General features: G+C 67.7%; 16 protein-coding genes. 12 read left to right on the top strand and 4 right to left on the bottom strand.

The window, feature by feature from the left end; all coding sequences use genetic code 11:
- Position 1 precedes the first annotated feature (1 nt).
- From hydA to TSO352_RS19185, 6 genes are all read left to right on the top strand, one after another.
- Positions 2–1,444: a dihydropyrimidinase gene (hydA, locus tag TSO352_RS19210; protein WP_109108881.1), complete on the top strand. Its 1,443-nt coding sequence runs from the start codon at positions 2–4 to the stop codon at positions 1,442–1,444.
- A 201-nt stretch (positions 1,445–1,645) separates the two neighbouring features.
- Entirely contained in the window at positions 1,646–2,485 is an 840-nt protein-coding gene (locus tag TSO352_RS19205; protein ID WP_109108880.1) for a GntR family transcriptional regulator, read from the top strand.
- Positions 2,482–3,528, top strand: coding sequence for a Gfo/Idh/MocA family oxidoreductase (locus TSO352_RS19200; protein WP_109108879.1), 1,047 nt, complete (start codon positions 2,482–2,484; stop codon positions 3,526–3,528). Before TSO352_RS19205 ends, TSO352_RS19200 begins: the two co-directional genes overlap by 4 nt.
- 691 nt (positions 3,529–4,219) lie before the next feature.
- Complete coding sequence (locus TSO352_RS19195; protein ID WP_199231659.1) at positions 4,220–5,194, top strand: TRAP transporter substrate-binding protein; 975 nt, start codon at positions 4,220–4,222, stop codon at positions 5,192–5,194.
- A gap of 187 nt (positions 5,195–5,381) precedes the next feature.
- Positions 5,382–5,942: a TRAP transporter small permease gene (locus TSO352_RS19190; RefSeq protein ID WP_109108877.1), complete on the top strand. Its 561-nt coding sequence runs from the start codon at positions 5,382–5,384 to the stop codon at positions 5,940–5,942.
- A complete protein-coding gene (locus TSO352_RS19185) occupies positions 5,933–7,213 on the top strand; it encodes a TRAP transporter large permease (protein WP_109108876.1) in 1,281 nt (426 codons plus the stop codon). The genes TSO352_RS19190 and TSO352_RS19185 overlap by 10 nt, the downstream gene beginning before the upstream one ends.
- 112 nt (positions 7,214–7,325) lie before the next feature.
- On the opposite strand, the gene TSO352_RS19180 is transcribed toward TSO352_RS19185, so the two are convergent.
- Entirely contained in the window at positions 7,326–8,348 is a 1,023-nt protein-coding gene (locus tag TSO352_RS19180; RefSeq protein ID WP_247872259.1) for an MDR family oxidoreductase, read from the bottom strand.
- Positions 8,349–8,710: 362 nt separating this feature from the next.
- On the opposite strand from TSO352_RS19180, the gene TSO352_RS19175 reads away from it, so the two are divergent.
- Positions 8,711–11,257 (top strand): DUF4347 domain-containing protein, encoded by a 2,547-nt coding sequence (locus TSO352_RS19175; protein WP_109108875.1) that lies wholly within the window; start codon positions 8,711–8,713, stop codon positions 11,255–11,257.
- 53 nt (positions 11,258–11,310) lie between these two features.
- Here TSO352_RS19175 and pyk read toward each other — a convergent pair whose 3' ends face one another.
- Both pyk and TSO352_RS19165 read right to left on the bottom strand, forming a co-directional pair.
- The gene (pyk, locus tag TSO352_RS19170) at positions 11,311–12,732 is read right to left on the bottom strand and encodes a pyruvate kinase (protein ID WP_109108874.1); all 1,422 of its coding nucleotides are present in this window, start codon (positions 12,730–12,732) and stop codon (positions 11,311–11,313) included.
- Positions 12,733–13,399: 667 nt separating this feature from the next.
- Positions 13,400–14,293: a MurR/RpiR family transcriptional regulator gene (locus TSO352_RS19165; protein WP_109108873.1), complete on the bottom strand. Its 894-nt coding sequence runs from the start codon at positions 14,291–14,293 to the stop codon at positions 13,400–13,402.
- Between the two features lie 209 nt (positions 14,294–14,502).
- Here TSO352_RS19165 and TSO352_RS19160 point away from each other — a divergent pair, with 209 nt between their 5' ends.
- The 4 genes from TSO352_RS19160 to TSO352_RS19145 all read left to right on the top strand — a co-directional run bounded on the left by TSO352_RS19160 (position 14,503) and on the right by TSO352_RS19145 (position 17,507).
- Positions 14,503–15,294, top strand: coding sequence for a transporter substrate-binding domain-containing protein (locus TSO352_RS19160; protein ID WP_109108872.1), 792 nt, complete (start codon positions 14,503–14,505; stop codon positions 15,292–15,294).
- Positions 15,295–15,453: 159 nt separating this feature from the next.
- Positions 15,454–16,128, top strand: a complete 675-nt coding sequence (locus TSO352_RS19155) for an amino acid ABC transporter permease (protein ID WP_109108871.1) — start codon at positions 15,454–15,456, stop codon at positions 16,126–16,128.
- Complete coding sequence (locus TSO352_RS19150) at positions 16,121–16,771, top strand: amino acid ABC transporter permease (protein WP_109108870.1); 651 nt, start codon at positions 16,121–16,123, stop codon at positions 16,769–16,771. The genes TSO352_RS19155 and TSO352_RS19150 overlap by 8 nt, the downstream gene beginning before the upstream one ends.
- Positions 16,758–17,507, top strand: a complete 750-nt coding sequence (locus TSO352_RS19145) for an amino acid ABC transporter ATP-binding protein (protein ID WP_109108869.1) — start codon at positions 16,758–16,760, stop codon at positions 17,505–17,507. Before TSO352_RS19150 ends, TSO352_RS19145 begins: the two co-directional genes overlap by 14 nt.
- 39 nt (positions 17,508–17,546) lie before the next feature.
- Here the strand turns inward: TSO352_RS19145 and TSO352_RS19140 are convergent, their stop codons facing one another.
- Positions 17,547–18,266 (bottom strand): hypothetical protein, encoded by a 720-nt coding sequence (locus TSO352_RS19140; RefSeq protein ID WP_109108868.1) that lies wholly within the window; start codon positions 18,264–18,266, stop codon positions 17,547–17,549.
- A 624-nt stretch (positions 18,267–18,890) separates the two neighbouring features.
- Between TSO352_RS19140 and TSO352_RS19135 the strand changes: the two genes are divergently transcribed.
- Positions 18,891–21,281, top strand: coding sequence for a carbohydrate-binding domain-containing protein (locus TSO352_RS19135; RefSeq protein WP_109108867.1), 2,391 nt, complete (start codon positions 18,891–18,893; stop codon positions 21,279–21,281).
- The last annotated feature ends 38 nt before the right edge of the window (positions 21,282–21,319 follow it).

Raw genomic sequence — 21,319 nt, 5'->3', positions numbered from 1 at the left:
CATGTCTCCGATCCTGATCCGCGGCGGAACCGTCGTCACCGCCGAGCGCACGCAGCGCGCCGATGTCCTCTGCCAGGACGGCGTCATCACGGCGGTCGGCGACGCGCTCGACGCCCCCGCCGGGGCGGAAACGATCGATGCCGGCGGCTGCTACGTCATGCCGGGCGGCATCGACCCGCACACCCACATGGAGCTGCCCTTCATGGGCACGGTGACGACGGAGGATTTCTTCAGCGGCACCGCCGCCGGCTTTGCCGGGGGGACGACGATGATCATCGACTTCGTCATCCCCAACCCGAAGCAGAGCCTGATGGAGGCCTACCACACCTGGCGCGGCTGGGCGGAGAAGGCGGCCGGCGACTACAGCTTCCACGTCGCGGTGACCTGGTGGGACGAGAGTGTGCGCCGGGACATGGGCACGCTGGTCGCCGACCATGGCGTGAACAGCTTCAAGCACTTCATGGCCTACAAGAACGCCATCATGGCCGATGACGAGACGCTGGTGAACAGCTTCCAGCGCTGCCTGGAGCTGGGCGCCATCCCCACCGTCCACGCCGAGAACGGCGAGCTGGTCTTCCAACTCCAGAAGAAGCTGCTGGCCCAGGGGCTGACCGGTCCGGAAGCCCACCCGCTGTCCCGCCCGCCGGAGGTGGAGGGCGAGGCCGCCAACCGCGCCATCCAGGTGGCGAAGGTGTTCGGCGTCCCGGTCTACATCGTCCATGTCTCGGCCAAGGAGGCGCTGGAGGCGATCAAGCGCGGCCAGGACGATGGCCAGCGCGTGTTTGGCGAGGTGCTGGCCGGCCATCTGCTGATCGACGACAGCGTCTACCGCAACCCCGACTGGGACGTCGCCGCCGGCCACGTCATGAGCCCGCCCTTCCGCCCGAAGGAGCATCAGGAGGCGCTGTGGCGCGGCCTGCAGGCCGGCCACCTGCACACCACCGCCACCGACCATTGCTGCTTCTGCGCCGAACAGAAGGCGATGGGCCGCAACGACTTCACCAAGATCCCGAACGGCACGGCGGGCATCGAGGATCGCATGACCGCGCTGTGGACCCACGGGGTCAACACCGGCCGGCTGACGATGAATGAGTTCGTCGCGGCGACCTCGGCCAACGCGGCGAAGATCTTCAACCTCTACCCGCGCAAGGGCACGGTCGACGTCGGGGCGGACGCCGATCTGGTGGTGTGGGACCCGAAGGCGACCAAGACCATCTCGGCCAAGACCCAGATGCAGAAGGTGGGGTTGAACATCTTCGAAGGCATGACCGTCACCGGCACCCCGGCCTACACGCTGAGCCAGGGCCGCATCGTCCACGCGCTGGGCGAAAGCCGCGCGGTGCGCGGCGCCGGCCGCTACATCAACCGCCCGGCCTTCCCCCCGGTCTATGAGGCGGTGGCGAAACGCAACGCGCTGAACATCCCGGTGGCGGTGGACCGGTAGGCGCCGCTGCCCTCCCTCCCCCACCCCTGGCGGGGGAGGGAGGGCAGCGCAATGCGCGTTCCCGGCCTCCCCCATTCCCCCAGCCTTCATACTCCGCCGCGAAGTTTTTCAATTAAATTGCGATAGGGCGGCGAAACCACTTGCCTTCCGTACTGATATATTAATATTCTTGATGATCTGTTTTAGAGGAGGCTGGACGCCATGCCATCCGGCAACCAGCCGGTCAAGACCGGCTCCACCGTGACGCCCCTGAGGGGGCCACCCCCCGCCGCCGCGCTGCACCCCGTTTCCCTTCCGCCAGCCGGGCGGCGGGATGTTCGGCGCGGTCCCACCGCGGCGGACGCCATCCACCGCGACCTGCGGGCGGAGATCGTGTCGCTGAAGCGCAAGCCGGGTGAGCCGATCGCCGAAAAGCAGATCGCCGAGGCCTACGGCGTCAGCCGCACCCCGGTGCGCGAGGCGGTGCTGCGGCTGGCCGACGAAGGGCTGATCGAGATCTTCCCGCAGTCCGGCACCTTCGTCGCCCGCATCCCGCTCGGTGCCCTGCCCGAGGCCGGCGTCATCCGCATGGTGTTGGAGCGCGCGACGGTGCGCTTCGCCGCCGAACGGGCGACCCGCAGCCAGATCGCCACCCTGCGCGCCTGCGTCGAGCATCAGCATGAGGTGGACGCGAGCGGCGACGCCGACGGTTTCCACCAGGCCGACGAGGCGTTCCACGCGCAGATCACCGAAATGGCCGGCTATCCCGGCTTCTGGACGATCATCCAGCAGGCCAAGGTGCAGTTGGACCGCTGCCGCCGCCTGACCCTGCCGGTGCCCGGCCGGATGAGCACGGTGATCGCCGAGCATGAGGCCATCGTCGACGCGATCGCCGGCCACGACCCCGACCGCGCCGAACAGAGCCTGGTCCGGCATCTCGACAATCTGCAGATCACCGTCGACGACGTCCGCAACGCCGCCCCGCTCTACTTCTCCGGCAGCCTCTCCGACAGCCTCGACGGTGCGGCAGCGGCCAGCCTGCCGTCGAAGGCCACGCCATGACGGGAACCCCGGCCCGGCGCCGCGTCGGGGTGATCGGGCTGGGCATGGCGGCGGCCCCGCACGCGCAGAGCCTGATCGACCTCGCCGACCGGGTCGAGGTGGCGGGTGGCTTCAGCCCGTCGGCCGACCGCCGTGCCGCCTTCGCCGCCCGTTTCGGCCTGCCGGTCGTCGACCGGATCGACGCCTTGCTGGAGGATCCCGGCCTGTCGGCGGTCCTGCTGCTGACCCCGCCCGACACCCACGCCGCGCTGGTGGCGCGCTGCGCCGCCGCCGGCAAGCATGTGCTGCTGGAAAAGCCGCTGGACGCGACGCCGGACGGCGCGCGCGACGTGGTGGCGGCGATGGAGCGCGCCGGGCTGACGCTGGGCGTCGTGCTCCAGCACCGCTTCCGCGGGGCGGTGGAGCGGCTGGCGGCGCTGCTGCGCGACGGCACGCTCGGGACGCCGCTGTCGGCCGCGGTGGCGGTGCGCTGGTGGCGTGACGCCGCCTATTACGCCCAGCCCGGCCGCGGCATGAAGGCGCGCGACGGCGGCGGCGTGCTGCTGACCCAGGCGATCCACACGCTGGACGCCTTCGTCGGTCTGCTCGGCCTGCCCACCCAGGTGGCCGGATTCGCCGCGACCAGCCCGTTGCGCCGGATCGACACCGAGGACGTGGTCGCCGCCGCCCTGCGCTTCGACAACGGCCTGCTGGCGACGGTCGATGCCACCACCGCCGCCTTCCCCGGCTATCCGGAGCGCATCGAGATCGCCGGGACCGCCGGCTCCGCCCGGCTGGCCGGTGATCGGCTGGAGGTCCAACTGTGCACCGGCGAGCGCATCGTGGCTGGTGAGGACGGCGCCACGCTGGGCGGCGGGGCCGACCCCATGGCCTTCTCCCACCAGCACCACCGCGCGGTGCTGAGCGACTTCCTGGACGCCCTCGACCAGGGGCGGCGGCCGCGGGTGGACGGGCGCGAGGCGCTGAAGGTCCACCGGTTGATCGAGGCCATCCTGACCGCCTCGGCCACCGGCGCGCTTGTCCCGATCGCCGCCACGGCGTGACCGTGGCGGCGGCTTCGCGGGCTCCGGCCGGCGGTGCCCCGGTGAACCCCGCGTCCAACCTCCGCTGCGGTGTCCCGGCTCTCGCCGCGCCGTTGTTGCCGGCACGAACTTTCAGGGTTGCGCGCCGAGTGATATACTAATATCCTAAAGACCGGGAAAACCTGCACCGCCAAGTCACGTTCCGAACAACGGCACCAGTCCAGTGAACAGATCTCCGACAGGGACCAATGAGAAGACCTCAAGCGTCCAGTCCTGCGTCGTGAGTCCGGAAGCTGCGGCAATGGGTCGCATGTGGTGCAAGCTTGACGGTACTGTCGAACCGGATCTTGGCGTCGTGCGACATTTTCTCCGCCGCGACGCACAGCGAGAAAACCGCCTTGCCAAGCAATGTAATATATTAATATAACTACGCCGTCGGGTGCTTCGGATCGAACGACCGAACGCTGGCATCGCCACCCGGCCGCCGTGCAGGGCTTCAGCACCCAGGGAGTTGTTTAAGCGCCGGCACAACGCGGAACGGTCTTTATCGTGCGGATCGGAAAATAATAGCGCTGCGAACAGCGCTGTCATGATCGATGGGCACAGGGCGACACCGTGAATACACCGAGTTCCACGCAAAGCGAGCCGCCAACCGGACGGATCGCCGAGCCAGTTCCTTCTACGTAAGACGTCAATACAGGAGCAGACCCACATGAGCTTTATGAAGAAACTGGCTCTGGCCAGCGTTGCCAGCCTGATGGCGCTGACCGTCGCCCAGGCGCAGGCTCGTCAGTTCCGATCCGCCGACGTTCAGCCGCCCGACTATCCGACCGTCAAGGCCGTGCAGTACATGAGCGATGAGCTCAGCAAGGCCACCAACGGCAAGTACACCATCAAGGTGTTCCCCAGCTCCCAGCTCGGTTCCGAGAAGGACACCATCGAGCAGGTGAAGCTCGGCGCCATCGAGTTCCTGCGGGTCAACGCCGGGACGCTCAACACCATCTGCCCGGCCATGATGGTGCCGGTGCTGCCCTTCGTGTTCCGCGACACGCAGCACATGCGCTCGGTCCTCGACGGCCCGCTGGGCGACGAAATCCTGGGCGATTGCGACGCGCACGGCATGATCGGCCTGGCGTTCTACGACTCCGGCTCGCGCTCCTTCTACACCAAGACCCCGGTCCGCAGCATCAACGACCTCAAGGGTCTGAAGATCCGCGTCCAGCAGTCGGACGTCTGGGTCGCCATGATGAAGCTGCTCGGCGCCAACCCGACGCCGATGCCGACCGGTGAAGTGTTCACCGGCCTGAAGACCGGCCTGATCGACGGCGCCGAGAACAACTGGCCGACCTACCAGTCCTCGCACCAGTACGAGGCGGCGAAGTACTTCACGCTCACCGAGCACTCCATGGCGCCCGACGTGCTGCTGATGTCGAAGAAGACCTACGACAGCTTCACGCCGGAAGAGAAGGCCCTGGTCCGCAAGGCGGCGAAGGACTCCGTCCCGCACATGCGCAAGCTGTGGGAGGAGATGGAGGTGTCGTCGCGGAGCATCGTCGAGAAGGCGGGCGTCGAGGTCATCACCATCGACAAGGCGCCGTTCCAGGCGGCGATGAAGCCGGTCTACGACCAGTTCCTCACCGATCCGAAGCTGAAGGATCTTCTCGTCCGCATCCAGCAGTCCAAGTGACAGCCGCCGGCCCGGTCGCCACGGCGGCCGGGCCGGTCCACTCCGCACCACGCGCCCCTTCGTCACGACGACATCCCGAGCCCGCCGACGCACTCCGACCTCCATGTCCGGAATGCAGCCACTCCGACGTCGAAGCACGATGCCGTGTCGATCACCCTCACCCTTGGGGACATAAGGAGATACCCGGATGGCTGAGCAAACGCTGGCCCCGCCCCTAGAGCACCGACTGAAAACGTCCATGATTACGGGTGCGCTCGGTGCCTATTTCCGCTTCAACGCCAGACTGTCCCGTCTCTGCCTGCAACTGGCGGTGTTTGGGCTGATGATTATCCTGATCGCCGTGCTGACGCAGATCTACGGCCGTTACATCCTCAACGATTCGCCGGCCTGGACCGAGATCCTCGCGCTCGTGATGGTGCTGTACGTGACCTGCTTCGCCGCCGCGGTCGGCGTTCGCGACGGCCGGCACATCGGCATGGAATCCCTGCTGACCTTCGCTCCCGAGCGGGTGCGCTACGCCGCCGAGATCATCGTCTATCTCGGCATGATCGTCTTCGCCATGTTCATGGCCTGGGGCGGGTCGGTCCTGAGCTGGGAAATGTGGGAATACGTCAATCCCGGACTGCCGATCTCGCAGGGCTGGTCGTATCTGCCTCTGGCGATCGGCGGGGTCCTGATCATCGTCTTCGCCATCGAGCGCATTGTCGCTCGGGTCCTGAACCTGGAGGTCACCCCGTCATGGCACTGACCATTCTCTGCCTGACCTTCGTGCTCGGGCTGATCGTTGGAATGCCGGTGGTGTTCGCCATCGGTCTGTCGTCGCTCGCCACCGTGTTGTACGAAGGCCTGCCGGTCGCCGTGGTGTTCCAGCGCATGGCCGCCGGCATGAACGTCTTCGCCTTCCTGACCATCCCCTTCTTCATCTTCACCGGCGAGCTGATGATGTACGGCGGCATCGCCGACCGCATCATCCGCTGCTCCAAGGCGATGGTCGGGCATGTCCGCGGCGGTCTCGGCATGACCAACGTCGTGGCCTGCACGATGTTCGGCGGCGTGTCCGGCTCGCCGGTGGCCGACGTCTCGGCGATGGGTTCGGCGCTCATCCCGCTGATGAAGAAAGAGAACATCGACGCCGACTACGCCGTCAACGTCACCACCTATTCCTCGCTGGTCGGCGCGGTGATGCCGACCAGCCACAACATGATCATCTACTCGCTGGCCGCCGGCGGCATCGTGTCGATGAACTCGCTGATCATGGCCGGCGCGGTCCCGGCGGTGATGCTCTCCATCGCCAACCTGCTGACGGCCTATTTCGTCGCCCGCGCCCGTGCCTACCCGTCGGGCAAGTTCCCCGGCTGGACCGAAGTCGCCCGCAGCCTGGCGGTGGCGCTTCCCGGCCTGTTCATCATGGTCATCATCGTCGGCGGCATCCTGTCCGGCGTGTTCACCGCGGCGGAAGCCGGCGCGGTGGCCGTGCTCTACGCCCTGCTGCTGACGGTCTTCGTCTATCGCAGCTTGAGCTGGCAGGATTTCCTCAAGGCGGCGGCCAAGGCGACCAAGACCACCGGCATCGTTCTGCTGCTGATCGGCATCTCGACGATGTTCGGCTATCTGATGAGCATCTACGGTGTCGCCGAAATCGCTGGCGAGGCGCTGAGCAGCATCAGCACGACCCCCTGGGTCGTCTTCATCATGGTCGACATCGCGCTGTTCCTGTTCGGCATCTTCCTCGATATGGCCGCCCATATCCTGGTCTGCACGCCGATCTTCCTGCCGATCGTCATGCATTACGGCATGGACCCCGTCCAGTTCGGCATCATCGTGCTGCTGAACTGCACCATCGGCCTGAACACGCCGCCGGTCGGCGCCGCCTTCTACCTCGGATGCGCCATCGGCGAGGTGCCGGTCAGCAAGGTGGTCCGTTCCATGTGGCCGTTCATGGCGGCGCTGTGGGTCACGCTGCTGGTCGTGACGCTGGTTCCGGAAGTGTCGATGTTCGTCCACGACCTGCTCAAGTAAGAGCGGGGGACGCATCGGAAGAGACGGGAAGGGCCACGCGCGTGGCCCTTCTTTCGTTCGGCAACCGCCGGGCCGTCGGGCATCCCCCGACGGCCCGTTTTTCATGCGGGTGTCAGGCGCGCAGGTCCAGCACCACCCGGCCGCGGATCTGGCCGGCCAGGATGCGGCCGGCGAGGTCCGGCAGATCGGCGAAGGGATGGACCCGGTACATCGCCGCCAGATGCGTGGGGTCGAGGTCGCGGGCCAGCCGCGCCCAGGCCGACGCCCGACGGTCGGCCGGCGCCATCACCGAATCGACGCCGATCAGGGCCACGCTGCGCAGGATGTGAGGCAGGACCGTGCCCGGCAGGTCGGACGACCCGGCCAGCCCGCAGGCGGCGATGGCGCCGCCCCACACCGTCTGTGCCAGCGCGTTCACCAGCGTGACGCCGCCCACCGAATCGACGCCGGCGGCCCAGCGCTCCTTCTGCAGCGGCGCCCCCTTCTCCAGCAGCGTGGCGCGGTCGATGAAGCCGCTGGCGCCGAGTCCCCTCAGATAGTCGTGGGTGTCCGGGCGGCCGGTGGAGGCAATGACGGTGCAGCCGTGCTTGGCCAGCAGGGCGACGGCGACCGAGCCGACCCCGCCGGCCGCCCCGGTGACCAGCACCTCCCGGCCGCCGGACTGAAGGGCGCCCCAGCGCTCCAGCGCGTCGACGCACAGCGCCGCGGTGTAGCCGGCGGTGCCGATGCCCATCGCCTGTTCCAGCGTGAAGGCGTCGGGCAGGCGGATCAGCCACTCCGGCTTCACCCGCTGATAACGGCTGTAGCCGCCCCACTGCGTCTCCGACAGGCCCCAGCCGTTGACCACCACCCGGTCGCCCGGCGCCCAGTCCGGCGACCGCGACTCGACGACCGTTCCGGCCAGATCGATGCCCGCCACCATCGGCAGCTTGCGGGCGATCTTCGCCTTGCCGGACACGGCGAGCCCGTCCTTGTAGTTCACCGTCGAGAAGGCGACCTCGACCAGCACGTCATGGTCGGGCAGATCCGACGGGGCGAGGCTGGTGAACGCCCCCTTGGGCTTGCCGCCCTCGTCGGCGATGACGAACGCGGTGAAGGACGGCGGGATGGCGGCTTCGGGCACAGGACCAGGCATGGGGGACACTCCCTTCCACTGCGATGATGGCCGGAACGATGCCGGCTATTCCCATATAGGTCAAACAAATAGGATCCGCCCGTTCGCGCCGGGCTTCACCACCGAATAGGAGGTAACGATAGGCGGTTTGCGTCGGATGACGACCCCTCTTGGCCAATTCGACAGGAAGGCGGATTATCCTCCGCCCATCGCCGCTCGCGCTGTCCGTACTCATTTCGCCAGTGCGGAGAAAACAGGACGCTCAAGCGGGGTGAATGCTTCCGAAGGAATGATCATCTTATTCGGCGTTGTTCAACAGACCCGATTCCGTACATGACGGAGACCTTGAACGGTTTCCAACAACTCCCCAGAAAGGGGTTTTCATGCAAGGGATCATTCTTGCCGACGCCGGTCTGGCCGACATCGACGCGCTGATCGGTCGGCACGCTTCGGACCTGACGGTGATCCGGGTCGCCGACGACGAGGACGCCCTCGGTCTGCTCGCCGACGCGCTGGAGACGCGGCCGGCGGCGATCCACCTGATCGCCCACGGCGCGCCGGGTGAGGTGCGGCTTGGCGCCCAGCCGCTCGACAGCAGCGCGCTGCTCGACCGCTGCTGGCCGGACGCGACCGGCACCGAGATCCTGATCCACGCCTGCGACGTCGGCGCCGGCACCAACGGGCGCCGCTTCGTCGAGAGGCTGGCCGCCGTCACCGGCGCCCGCGTCGCCGCCGCCAGCCACCCGGTCGGTCCTGCGGCGCTGGGCGCCTCGTGGGATCTCGACGTGGTGACCGGCCCGATCGCCACCGCGCGCCCCTTCGCCGGGGCCGACGCCTGGCCGCACCGGTTGGCCTACAGCGGCACCGCGACGAACGGCAACGACACGCTGGTCGGCGACAATGGCGGCAACACGATCAACGGGCTGGGCGGCAACGACAGCATCACCGGCGGCACCGGCAACGACAGCCTGATCGGCGGGGCCGGCAACGACACGCTGGTCGGTGGTGGCAACAGCGGCCAGTCGGCCGGCGACACCATGAACGGCGGGTTGGGCGCCGACCATTATGTCGGCGGCACCGGCTTCAACATCGTCACCTATGAGAACGCGACCAGCGGCCTGACGCTGGACCTGACCAACGGCGCCAACAACACCGGCGAGGCGGCCGGGGATACCTTCGTCAACATCCAGCGCTGGGTCGGGTCGGAATACGCCGACAGCCTGACCGCCGGCGACAGTGCGGTGTGGTTCTGGGGCCATGGCGGCAACGACATCGAGCATGGCGGCGCCGGCAACGACACGCTGGAGGCCGGCGACGGCAACGACACCGTCTTCGGCGGCGGCGGCAACGACCTGATCTACGGTCGCGCCGACAATGACCAGGTGCATGGCGAACTGGGCAACGACACGGTGGCCGGCGGTGGCGGCGACGACGCGGTCTTCGGCGACGGCGGCAACGATCTGGTGAAGGGCGACTGGGGTGTCGACACCGTCCATGGCGGCGACGGCGACGACACCATCCTGGCCGGCATCGTCAGTTCCGGCGGCTATGCCCAGACCCAGGCCGACCTGTTGTTCGGCGACGCCGGCAACGACCGCTACATCGTCGTCAACCAGATCGACGCCGGCACGGTGTCCTTCGACGGCGGCACCGGCACCGACACGCTGGAACTGCGGTCCGACAACCTGACCAGCCTCAACGGCTACGACCTGGAATACTACACCGACGTCGCCTCGCCCAAGATCGACATCAGCGGCATGACGCTGACCAGCGTCGAGACGCTGGCGCTGACTGGCAGCCAGCGCCACACCGTGACGATGACGGCGGCGCAGGCGAACGGCTTCGGCAGCATCACCGGGGCGGTGACCGGCGACGCCTTCGCCATCGCCGGGGCGGCGCTGGCCGGGTCGGTCACCACCGGCACCGGCAGCCAACTGCTCGCCGGCCAAGTCCAGGCGGAGACGGTGAACGGGGTGACGCTGGTCCATATCGGGCTCGACGGCACGGCCGGCGCCGACACCACGCTGCGGATCGCCGGCAGCTTCGCCGCGTCGGACATCCACCTGTCCGGCAGCACGGTCACGCTGGGCCAGGCCGGCGGGTCCAGCGGCGGGGGTGACACCGGCGGCGGCTCCACCGGGGGCGGCTCCACCGGCGGCACCGCCGGCCTGACCCTGACCGGCACCGCCGACCGCGACTATCTGGCCGGCGGCAGCGGCAACGACACCATCATCAGCAACGGCGGCAACGACTATATGATCGGTGGTGCCGGCCAGGACACCTTCGTCTTCAAGCCGGGCGACGGCTGGGACTATGTCGGCGATTTCCAGGCCGGCAACAGCGGCGACGTGCTGAATGTGGCGGGCTGGTCGGGGCTGACCAGCTTCAACGCGGTGATGGCCGTCACCGTGCAGGAGGGCGCCGACACCATCGTGCGCTTCGACGCCAACAACAGCGTCAAGCTGGCCAACGTCGACCGCAGCACGCTGACCGCCGCCAACGTCTCCTTCGCCGCGACCGGCAGCGGAAGCGGCGGGTCGAGCGGGGGCGGCACCGGCACCACCACCGGCAAGACGGTGACCGGCACCGCGGCCGGCGAGTATCTGGCCGGCGGCAGCGGCAACGACACCATCACCGGCAACGGCGGCAACGACTACATGATCGGCGGTGCCGGCCGTGACACCTTCGTCCAGAACGCCAACGACGGCTGGGACTGCATCGGCGACTTCACCGCCGGCAGCGGCGGCGACGTGCTCGACATCCGCTCGATCGCCGGCTTTTCCAGCTTCAGCGACGTGCTGAGCCACTCCGCCCAGAGCGGCGCCGATACCACCATCGACTTCGGTGCCAGCAGCACGATGAAGCTGATGAACGTCGACCGCTCGACCCTGACGGCGGACAACTTCCTGCTGTCGAGCCCCGGCGTCTGAGACGGCGGCCGCGGCGGTCCGGGATCCTTCCCGGCCCGCCGCAGCCCGTCGGCTCAGGGCTTTTCCATCTGGATGACGCGCAGGTTGTTGGTGGTGCCGGCCTGGGCGAAGGGGATGCCGGCGACCACCACCATGGTGCCGGTGGCACCGGCGAACTCCTCGCGGCGGGCGGTGGCGATGGCGCGGTCGACCATCTCCTCGTAGGTGCGGATGTCGTCCGACAGCACGCTGTGGGCGCCCCACAGCAGGCACAGCCGGCGCGACACGCTCTGGTCGGGGGTGATCGCCAGGATCGGCACCTCCGGCCGCTTGCGGGCGATGCGCGCCGCGGTCGTCCCGCTGGAGGTGAAGGCGACGATGGCCGAGGAGTGGATCGCCCCGGCCAGATCGGCGGCGGCGGCGGCCACGGCGTGCGGCGGCGACTGCTCCTCGCCCAGGCTCGACGCCTCGATGAGCGAGCGGTAGAGCTTGTGCTGCTCGGTCGAGCGGATGATGCGGTCCATCATCGTCACCGCCTCGACCGGATACTGGCCGGAGGCCGATTCGGCCGACAGCATCACCGCGTCGGCACCGTCATAGATGGCGGTCGCCACGTCCGACGCCTCGGCCCGCGTCGGGGTCGGGGCGGACACCATCGAGTCGAGCATCTGCGTCGCGACGATCACCGGCTTCACCGCCAGACGGCAGGCGCGCACCAGCTCCTTCTGGCGGCCGGGCACCTCCTCGTGCGGGATTTCGACGCCGAGGTCGCCGCGCGCCACCATCACCGCGTCCGACAGGCGGATGATGTCGTCGATGCGGTCGAGCGCCTGCGGCTTCTCGATCTTGGCCATCAGGCCGGCGCGGTCGCCGATCAGGCCGCGGCCCTCGATGATGTCGGCCGGCTTCTGCACGAAGGACATGGCGACCCAGTCGACGCCCAACTCCAGCCCGAAGGCCAGATCGGCGCGGTCCTTGGCGGTCAGCGGCGACAGGTCCAGCACGGTGCCCGGCAGGTTGACGCCCTTGCGGTTGGAGATGGTGCCGCCGACCACCACCTGCGCCTCGATCCAGTCGTCGCCCAGTTCGGTGACGGCGACCCGCACCCGGCCGTCGTCGATCAGCAGGTGATGGCCCGGCAGCACCGCGGCGAAAATCTCCGGATGCGGCAGCGGGATGGAGCGCTTGTCGCCGTCGGTCCCCTGGAGGACGAAGCGGATCGCCTCGCCGGCGGTCACGGTGATCTTGCCGTCGCGGATGGTGCCGACGCGGATCTTCGGGCCCTGGAGGTCCTGCAGGATGCCGATCGGCCGGCCGACCTCGGCCTCCAGCGCGCGGATGGCGCGGTGGACCTTGGCATGGTCGTCGTGGGTGCCGTGGCTGAAGTTCAGCCGGAAGGTGTCGACGCCGGCCAGGAACAGGGTCTTCAGCATCTCGGGCGAGTTGCTGGCCGGTCCGACGGTGGCGACGATCTTGGCGCGGCGATGACGGCGCATATGGTTTCGGCCGCGGGGGCCGTCCTCTGGGGCTGGGCCGCCCGGCGCGCCGGCCGAAGGCGGGCGGTCGCGGTGGGGACGGCGCGGGTGACGTTCGTACACAGGGACAAGGTGTCGCCATTGCCACCGGAATGCAAGGCGGCTGCCGGGCCGGCCCACGGGGATCGGCCCTGAGGGACCTGTTTCTTTCCAAGGATGTCCGTCATCCCCGCGAAGGCGGGGATCCAGGCTTTCCAGCGGATCCGCTTGGCGAACTCTGGATCCCCGCCTTCGCGGGGATGACGAAAAAATCCCTTTGAAGGAATGCGGTTTTCCTGTGCGATCGCCCTGCTGGCTGGCGGCCACGGCAATCGCCCTGGAAGCGGTCGATCGAACGGTCGTGGAACGTTTGGAACAGGATGAAACACTTTCCGGGCGATGTTCCACTGTTCCATCCGCGGGGTGCAGCGCGGTTTCGCGGTCACGGTGGGGTGGAACGGAGCGGTGGACAGCCGGCATGGTCAAGCCTCGGCGGACATTGATAGGCTGTTATTCCTATCATTGATCGGCCTGTCCGGGCAAACCGCCGGTGAATCCCAAGGCAATCGCTTTTGGCGCCCTCTCCCGGGGCGGGAGAGGGCATGAACGCCAAATGCGGTAACCCTGCGCTGAACCCGGAACGCGTCGGTTACAGTTCCTGCAACTCCTCGTGCAGGCTCTCGATGCGGCGGATGCGCGCGCGTCCGGCCTCGCCGGTCAGGCGGATCAGTTCGGCGGCCAGGGCGTGGATCACCGCCATCACCGCGACGTGGGTGTCGAGCGCCGCCAGACTGCGCGTTTCGCAGCGGAAGGTCAGGGCCGGCGCCGGCCCCTCCAGCACCGAATGGCTGTCGGCGATCAGGATGGTCGGGATGCCGCGCTCCTGCGCCGTGCGCAGCAGCCGGACGATGGCCGGCGGCCGGCGGCGGATGCCGACCAGCAGCAGCGCGTCGTCGCCGCCGATGTCGGCCAGCGTTTCCGCCATCGTCTCGCCGGCAGCGACCATCTGGTGGACGTCCCCCCGCACCTGGATGAACTGCCAGCGGGCGTAGCCGGCCAGGAAGGCGCTGTTGCGGGCGCCGCAGACCCAGACCCGCCGGGCCGCCGCCAGCGTCCGGGCGGCCTCCGCCAGCGCCGCCGGGTCGGTCTGGCGCGCGGTGGCGGCCACCGCCTCGACGCTGCGCTGGAAATGGGCCTCGGGCGGTGGAACCGCTCCACCGCCGCCGGCCGTCGCGCCGGCCCCGTCGGGTGGCAGCAGGAACAGCGGCGACCCCCAGTCGCCGCCGCGCCGCGCCGCGATCCGTGCCTCCTCGAAGCCGGGATAGCCCAGGCGGCGCACCAGCCGCGACACCGTCATCTTCGACACCCCGGCCCGCCGCGCCAGCTCGGTCGCCGAATAGCCTGACAACTCCCCCGGGCAGGCGAGGATGACGTCGGCCAGTTGCCGCTCCGTCCGGCTGAGGTCGCCGTAGCGGTCGCGGATGCGCGTGGTCAGCGCCGGTTCCGCCGCGCCCGGGTCGGCCGGGGGGTGTGCCTGATTCATGGGCGGGTTGCCTCTGTCAGCGAGCCTGTGCGCGTTTGGTGGGCAGGGTGAACGGCGGCGCTGTAGCGTTACAGACGTAACAGAATGCGCCGCATCTGGGATAACCGTAACATTGCCGTGCCTTGGCGCCAATCGGAACGGCTACGACCAAGGTGGCACGCCGTTTGAAGTGGGGTGAGGCATCGTCTTTCGGTTGGAGATCAGGTGCCATGCGGTTTGCAACGATACTCGGTGCGGTCGGCCTTGCCACGGCGGTTCTGGCGGGCGGCTTCACGGCCACCGCACAAGCGGACGCGCTGGAGCGGATCAACAAGGAAAAGGTGCTGCGCGTCGCGGTGCCGCAGGACTTCCCGCCCTTCGGTTCGGTCGGGACCGACCTGAAGCCGGTCGGCTACGACATCGACACCGCCACCCTGCTGGCCAAGGAGATGGGCGCCAAGGTGGAGCTGGTCCCCGTCAGCAGCACCAACCGCATCCCCTACCTGACCACCGGCAAGGTCGATCTCGTCATCTCCAGCCTGGGCAGGAACGCGGAGCGCGAGAAGGTCATCGACTTCTCCGACGCCTACGCCCCCTTCTACAACGGCGTCTTCGGTCCTGCCGACGTCAAGGCCGAGACGGTCGAGGATCTGGCGGGCAAGACCGTCGGCGTCACCCGCGGCTCGGTCGAGGACATCGAGCTGTCGAAGATCGTGTCGGACAAGGTGACCGTCCGCCGCTACGAGGACAACAACGGCACCATCTCCGCCTTCCTGTCGGGGCAGGTCGAACTGGTCGCCACCGGCAACGTGGTCGCCGCCGCCATCGTCGAACGCAACCCGCCGCGCCAGCCGACCCTGAAGTTCCTGGTCAAGAACTCCCCCTGCTTCGTCGGCCTGAACAAGAACGAGCCGGCGTTGCAGGAGAAGGTCAACGCCATCCTGGCCAAGGCCAAGACCGACGGCGCGCTGAACGACATCGCCAAGAAGTGGCTGCACGCGCCGCTGCCGAAGGATTTGTGATCGGCTTTTTGCCCCCTCCCTAACCCTCCCCCGCCTTTGGCGGTGGAGGGGACTGCCGCCGCCTCGCCGGAACGCCACGCCGACAAGCGTTCTGCCCCCTCTCCCGCCAAAGGCGGGGGAGGGATGGGGAGGGGGCACACCCACCGCACGGACCCCTCAATGGCCTACAGCTTCGATTTCTCGTCCCTGCTGGACTACACGCCTGTGCTGGTCGACGGGGTGGTCACCACGGTGGCGCTGACCGCGGTCAGCACGGCGCTGGGCGTCGCCATCGGCATCGGCGGTGCGGCGGCGCGGACCTCGACCGTCAAGCCGCTGGCGGTCGTCGTCGGCGCCTATGTCGAGCTGATCCGCAACACGCCCTTCCTGGTGCAGTTGTTCTTCATCTTCTTCGGCCTGCCGTCGCTGGGCATCCGGCTGCACGAATGGCAGGCGGCGGTGCTGGCGATGGTCATCAACCTCGGCGCCTATTCGACCGAGATCATCCGCGCCGGCATCGAGGCGACGCCCCGGGGCCAGATCGAGGCCGGGGCCAGCCTGGGCATGACCGGCCCGCAAATCTTCCGCTACGTCGTGCTGGGCCCGGCGATGGGCAAGATCTGGCCGGCGCTGACCAGCCAGGTCGTCATCGTCATGCTGGGCTCGTCGGTCTGTTCGCAGATCGCGGCGGAGGAGCTGAGCTTCGCCGCCAACTTCATCCAGTCCCGCAACTTCCGTCCGTTCGAGGTCTATTTCCTGGCGACCGCGCTGTATCTGGTGCTGGCGGTGGGCTTGCGCTGGATCCTGAGCCGGATGGGCGAGCGGATGTTCGCCAAGGGGGTGTCGCGTGCTTGAGTTCACCCTGTGGGACATCCTGTCCAACCTGCTGCTGGCGGCGCGCTGGACGGTGCTGCTGTCGCTGATCGCCTTCGTCTGCGGCGGCGTCGCCGGGCTGCTGTTGCTGCTGGCCCGGGTGTCGCCGCTGCCGCCGCTGCGCGTCGCCGCCCGGCTGGTGATCGAGGTTTTCCAGGGCACGCCGCTGCTGATGCAGCTGTTCATCGTCTTCTTCGCCCTGCCGCTGATCGGCATCGAGACCTCGGCCTGGACCTCGGCCGCGGTCGGGCTGACGCTGTTCACCGCCGCCTACCTTGCCGAGATCTGGCGCGGCTGCGTCGAGGCGGTGCCGAAGGGCCAGTGGGAAGCCTCGGCCAGCCTGGCACTGAATTTCGGCGAGCAGATGCGCCACGTCATCCTGCCCCAGGCGCTGCGCATCGCCGTGCCGCCGACCGTCGGATTCTCGGTCCAGGTGGTGAAGGGCACCGCGGTAACCTCGATCATCGGCTTCGTCGAGGTGACCAAGGCCGGGACGATGATCACCAACGCCACCTTCCAGCCCTTCCTGGTCTATGGGCTGGTCGGGCTGATCTATTTCGCGCTGTGCTACCCGCTGTCGCTGTCGGCCAAGGCGCTGGAAAGGAAACTCAATGTCGCCCGTTAGGAAGCCGCTGGTCAAACTGTCGGAACTCCGCAAGTCCTTCGGCCCGGTGGAGGTGCTGAAGGGCGTCGACATGACGGTGGAGGAGGGGCAGGTCGTCGCCATGATCGGCCGCAGCGGCTCCGGCAAGAGCACGTTGCTGCGCAGCATCAACGGGTTGGAGCGCATCGACGGCGGTGTCATCGAGGTCGACGGCGAATGCGTCGATCCCGGCCAGATCGACCTGCGCGCGCTGCGGCTGAAGGTCGGCATGGTGTTCCAGCAGTTCAACCTGTTCCCCCACCTGACCGCCGGCCAGAACGTCATGCTGGCGCTGAAGGTGGTGAAGAAGCAGGACAAGGCCGCCACCCGCGCCGCCGCCGAAGCGGCGCTGGCCAAGGTCGGGCTGGGCCACAAGTTCGACGCCTACCCGTCGCAGCTGTCGGGCGGCCAGCAGCAGCGCGTCGCCATCGCCCGCTCGCTGGCGATGGCGCCGAAGGTGCTGCTGTGCGACGAGATCACCTCGGCGCTCGACCCCGAGCTGGTCAGCGAGGTGCTGGGGGTGGTCCGGCGGTTGGCGGAGGAGGGCATGACGCTGATCCTGGTGACGCACGAGATGCGCTTCGCCCGCGAGGTCTGCGACCGGCTGGTCTTCATGCATGGCGGCCGCATCATCGAGCAGGGCCCGCCGGCCGAGCTGTTCGACCGGCCGTCCACCCCGGAACTGGCCCAGTTCATCGGCATGGTGGAGGCGCGCTGAACGGGATGGTGGCGCGCCGAGGCGCGCCGTCCGTCCGGCTCAGTGTTTCTGCACCCCGAGATCCTGCAACGCCTTGCGCAGGCCGGCGGCGGCGGATGGGCTGGGGACGCGCTGGCGGAAGAAGGCGTAGTAGCTGCGGCTCAGCGCGGCGGCGCTCTGCGCCCGGCTGGAGCCGGGGGCGACGCGGTGGATCTCGTACAGCGCGTGGCCGAGCCCGCCGTCGAGCTGGTACTTCATCTTGATGTTCATGAACCATTGCGGTCCGAGGATGCGGCGCACGCTGTCCTCCGACTGCTTGGCGTAGATGATCTCCGGCACGTTGATCTGGATTTCCGCCGGGCGGCCGTTCGAGGTGCGCACGAAGACGGTGGTCGATGAATAGCCGCAGGGATCGGCGTCCGCCGTCACCTCCTTCACCTGGATGATGCCCCGCCCCTGGCTGGCGGTGAAGGCGCGCTTGAGGTCGACCAGGACGGAGCGGCAGTCGGACAGCGTCGGCACGACGATGGTCATCCGCGCCAGATCCTTGATGGAATGCCAGTCGCCGTCATAGTCGATGCCGACCTTCTGCGACGCGCGGTCCATGCTCTTGATCGGCGCGGCGGAGATGACGCCGCGGTGTTTGGCGGCGATGCCCTGGCCGACCTGCTCGATCTCGGCCTTCGACGCTTCGGCGTCGGCGAAGGCGCCCGCCTTGATGCGCGACTGCGCGGCGTCCTTGATGCGGTTCAGAAACGTCGCGTGCGATCCGGTCGCCATCGTCTTTCCCCCCTCTCGGCCTTGCCCCGACCCGCCCGAGTGTCGGCGAAGGCCGGCTTGGCCGGCAGTGATGATCGTCACTGAACCATTTGCCGCCATAGAGGAATATATTCTATTTACGACCAGGGGCCGGGGGGTGTCGAATCGCGGGGTGACAGCCTCGCGCGTTAACCTTTTTGCGCGCGCATAGGGGGATAACCGTCATCGTGGCCATCCGATGGGCGTACTCCCTAACGACAGATGATGATGAGATTTTTCCCCGTTTCATCCAAGTATCATCATTGCTGATCGGTCGCTTCCGGGGCTGATATTGAAACTAAAATTCATGCTATCGGACGAGGTATGGATCACATCTCCTTTCGTGTTTCTGACTTCATTTTTGCTTGGGAAGGAAAAGCGAAACAATACAATTGGCATGAAAGGATGATTGGGATGCCTGTCCCGAGACTTGTGACCAAGATGGGATATGATTGTCCGAAGCCAACCGAGCCAATGTGGCCGCCTGTGATCCACTGGGCCAAATTTGCCACAAGCATGGAGAAAAGTTAACCGGGTTTTGGAAAGGTTTCGTTAACCATTGGAGCGTCAGCATGAGCCCAACGAAACGCAAATAGGATTAGAGTCATGACCACAACCACCATGTCGAGCAAGATCGTCGTCAACGCCTACGGCCAGTCCGGGGACAGCGTCGCGCCGCATTTCAAGCTGCTGGTGGATGGCCAAGAGGTTGGGGAGGCCAGCACGACCTCCGACGCGTCCAAGGGCTACAGCTTCTCTGCCGACCTTGCGGCGAACACGGCGCATTCGGTCCAGGTCGTCTACGACAACGACGCGGTGAACGGCGCCTATCGTGATCTTTACGTCCAGTCGATCGAGGTCAACGGCCATACGCTGCAGACCGCCGACGCCACCTACACCCGCCATGACAGCGCCGCGACGGCCGCGACCCAGGCGGATCCGCAGAACATGTGGTGGGACGGCGCGCTGACCTTCAGCACCCCCGCCAGCTATTACGCCGGCACCGCCACCCCGGGCGCCGCCGCCCCCAGCGCCGGCGCCACCCCGGCCGCCGGCGCCGCGAAGAACGTCATCACCGTCAACGCCGGCGGCAACGCCGCGGGCGGCGAGGGCGCGCACTTCACCGTGCTGGTCGACGGCAAGGAAATCGGCGAGGGCACGGCCGACAGCACCGCCGCCAAGGATTACAGCTTCACCACCAGCCTGACCCAGGGCACCGCCCACGCGGTGCAGGTGAAGTACGACAACGACGCCATCGTCAACGGCAGCGACCGCAACCTGTACGTCCACAGCGTCAGCGTCGACGGCCACGGCGTGGCGGCGACCGACGCGGCCGTGTCGGTGCACCGCGACGACAGCGGCACCGACGTCGGCGCGACCAGCGACCTCTACTGGAACGCCACGCTGACCGCCAAGCTGGACGCCAGCCACTTCACCGCGTCCGGCAGCACCGGCGGCGGCACCTCGAGCGGTTCGACGGGATCCGGCGGCTCCAGCGGCTCGACGGGGTCCGGTGGCTCCACCGGCGGCTCCACGGGGTCGACCGACAGCGGCAGCGGCTCCACCACCCCGACGGTCAAGGTCGGCAACGTGACGGTGACCGACCCGGGCATGGTCCAGAGCTCCGGCTCGATCAACGGCTTCCTGCACACCAACGGCAACCAGATCGTCGACGAGAGCGGGCACAACGTCCGCCTGACCGGCGTCAACTGGTTCGGCGGCGAGGGCTACAACTACGTGCCCTCCGGCCTGTGGGCCGACAGCTACCAGCACCACGTCGACAGCATGAAGGGGCTGGGCTTCAATGTCATCCGCCTGACCTGGGCCGACGACATGTTCGACAGCAGCGCCGTGACCAACGGCATCGACTATGCGAAGAACCCGGACCTGAAGGGCCTGACCCGGCTGGAGGTCTATGACAAGGTCATCGACTATGCCGGCAAGGTCGGCATGAAGGTGATCCTCGACCACCACCGCAACGACGGCGGCGCCGGCACCAACGAGCACGGGCTGTGGTACACCGACAAGAACCCCGAATCGAAGGTGATCGAAGACTGGAAGATGCTGGCCAAGCATTACGCCGGCAACGAGGCGGTCATCGGCGCCGACCTGCACAACGAGCCCAGCGTCTCCGCCACCTGGGGTGACGGCAACAAGGCCACCGACTGGGCCGCCGCGGCGGAGCGCATCGGCAACTCCATCCAGTCGGTCAACAAGGACTGGCTGATGCTGGTCGAGGGCACGGAGTGGAGCAGCACGCTGGCCGGCGTGAAGAACCATCCCGTCGAGTTCGACGTGCCGAACAAGCTGGTCTATTCGCCGCACGCCTATGGCCAGAGCGTCGGACAGTTCAGCTGGCTGTCGGATCCGGCCTATCCGAAGAACCTGCCGGCCCAGTACGACAGCATGTGGGGCTACATCTACAAGAACAACATCGCCCCGGTGCTGATCGGCGAGTTCGGCGGCCAGATGCACAGCCAGGCCGAGCAGACCTGGGCCAGCACGCTGGTCAAGTACATGAACGGCGACTGGAACCTGGACGGCAAGAGCGATCTGGCCGCCGGCCAGCAGGGCATGAACTGGACCTACTGGGCCTGGACGCCGGAATCGGGCGACGTCGGCGGCCTGCTGCAGAACGACTACAAGACCATCGACCCGACCAAGATGAACATCATCAAGGCCGGCCTCGCCTCCACCAACGCCACCACCGCGGCCGGCAGCGACGAGGCGGTCTTCACCGTGCAGCTGACCAAGGCGCTGTCGACGGCCACCACCATCCACTACGCGACGGAAGACGGCACGGCCAAGGCCGGTTCGGACTACACCGCCGCCTCCGGCGACCTGCACTTCGCGGCGGGCGAGACCAGCAAGACGGTGTCCGTCCACATCAACGGCGACAACACCACCGAGGGGACGGAAAACTTCCTGCTGCACCTGACCCACGGCAACACGGCGATCGGCACCGCCACCGGCACGATCCTCGACCACGCCGCCTGACCGTCGGCGTGACGCCGGCGGCATGATGTTGGCGGCAT

The sequence above is a fragment of the Azospirillum sp. TSO35-2 genome (assembly GCF_003116095.1).
Classification (GTDB): Bacteria; Pseudomonadota; Alphaproteobacteria; order Azospirillales; family Azospirillaceae; genus Azospirillum.
The sequence above is the reverse complement of the archived record's forward strand: the minus strand, read 5'-3'. Positions and strand labels throughout refer to the sequence as shown.

What these genes read in the sequence shown, in the direction of transcription:
- hydA (WP_109108881.1), top strand. Translation starts at nt 2, where the DNA reads ATGTCTCCGATCCTGATCCGCGGCGGAACCGTCGTCACCGCCGAGCGC.
- TSO352_RS19205 (WP_109108880.1), top strand. Translation starts at nt 1,646, where the DNA reads ATGCCATCCGGCAACCAGCCGGTCAAGACCGGCTCCACCGTGACGCCC.
- TSO352_RS19200 (WP_109108879.1), top strand. Translation starts at nt 2,482, where the DNA reads ATGACGGGAACCCCGGCCCGGCGCCGCGTCGGGGTGATCGGGCTGGGC.
- TSO352_RS19195 (WP_199231659.1), top strand. Translation starts at nt 4,220, where the DNA reads ATGAGCTTTATGAAGAAACTGGCTCTGGCCAGCGTTGCCAGCCTGATG.
- TSO352_RS19190 (WP_109108877.1), top strand. Translation starts at nt 5,382, where the DNA reads ATGGCTGAGCAAACGCTGGCCCCGCCCCTAGAGCACCGACTGAAAACG.
- TSO352_RS19185 (WP_109108876.1), top strand. Translation starts at nt 5,933, where the DNA reads ATGGCACTGACCATTCTCTGCCTGACCTTCGTGCTCGGGCTGATCGTT.
- TSO352_RS19180 (WP_247872259.1), bottom strand. Translation starts at nt 8,348, where the DNA reads ATGCCTGGTCCTGTGCCCGAAGCCGCCATCCCGCCGTCCTTCACCGCG.
- TSO352_RS19175 (WP_109108875.1), top strand. Translation starts at nt 8,711, where the DNA reads ATGCAAGGGATCATTCTTGCCGACGCCGGTCTGGCCGACATCGACGCG.
- pyk (WP_109108874.1), bottom strand. Translation starts at nt 12,732, where the DNA reads ATGCGCCGTCATCGCCGCGCCAAGATCGTCGCCACCGTCGGACCGGCC.
- TSO352_RS19165 (WP_109108873.1), bottom strand. Translation starts at nt 14,293, where the DNA reads ATGAATCAGGCACACCCCCCGGCCGACCCGGGCGCGGCGGAACCGGCG.
- TSO352_RS19160 (WP_109108872.1), top strand. Translation starts at nt 14,503, where the DNA reads ATGCGGTTTGCAACGATACTCGGTGCGGTCGGCCTTGCCACGGCGGTT.
- TSO352_RS19155 (WP_109108871.1), top strand. Translation starts at nt 15,454, where the DNA reads ATGGCCTACAGCTTCGATTTCTCGTCCCTGCTGGACTACACGCCTGTG.
- TSO352_RS19145 (WP_109108869.1), top strand. Translation starts at nt 16,758, where the DNA reads ATGTCGCCCGTTAGGAAGCCGCTGGTCAAACTGTCGGAACTCCGCAAG.
- TSO352_RS19140 (WP_109108868.1), bottom strand. Translation starts at nt 18,266, where the DNA reads ATGGCGACCGGATCGCACGCGACGTTTCTGAACCGCATCAAGGACGCC.
- TSO352_RS19135 (WP_109108867.1), top strand. Translation starts at nt 18,891, where the DNA reads ATGACCACAACCACCATGTCGAGCAAGATCGTCGTCAACGCCTACGGC.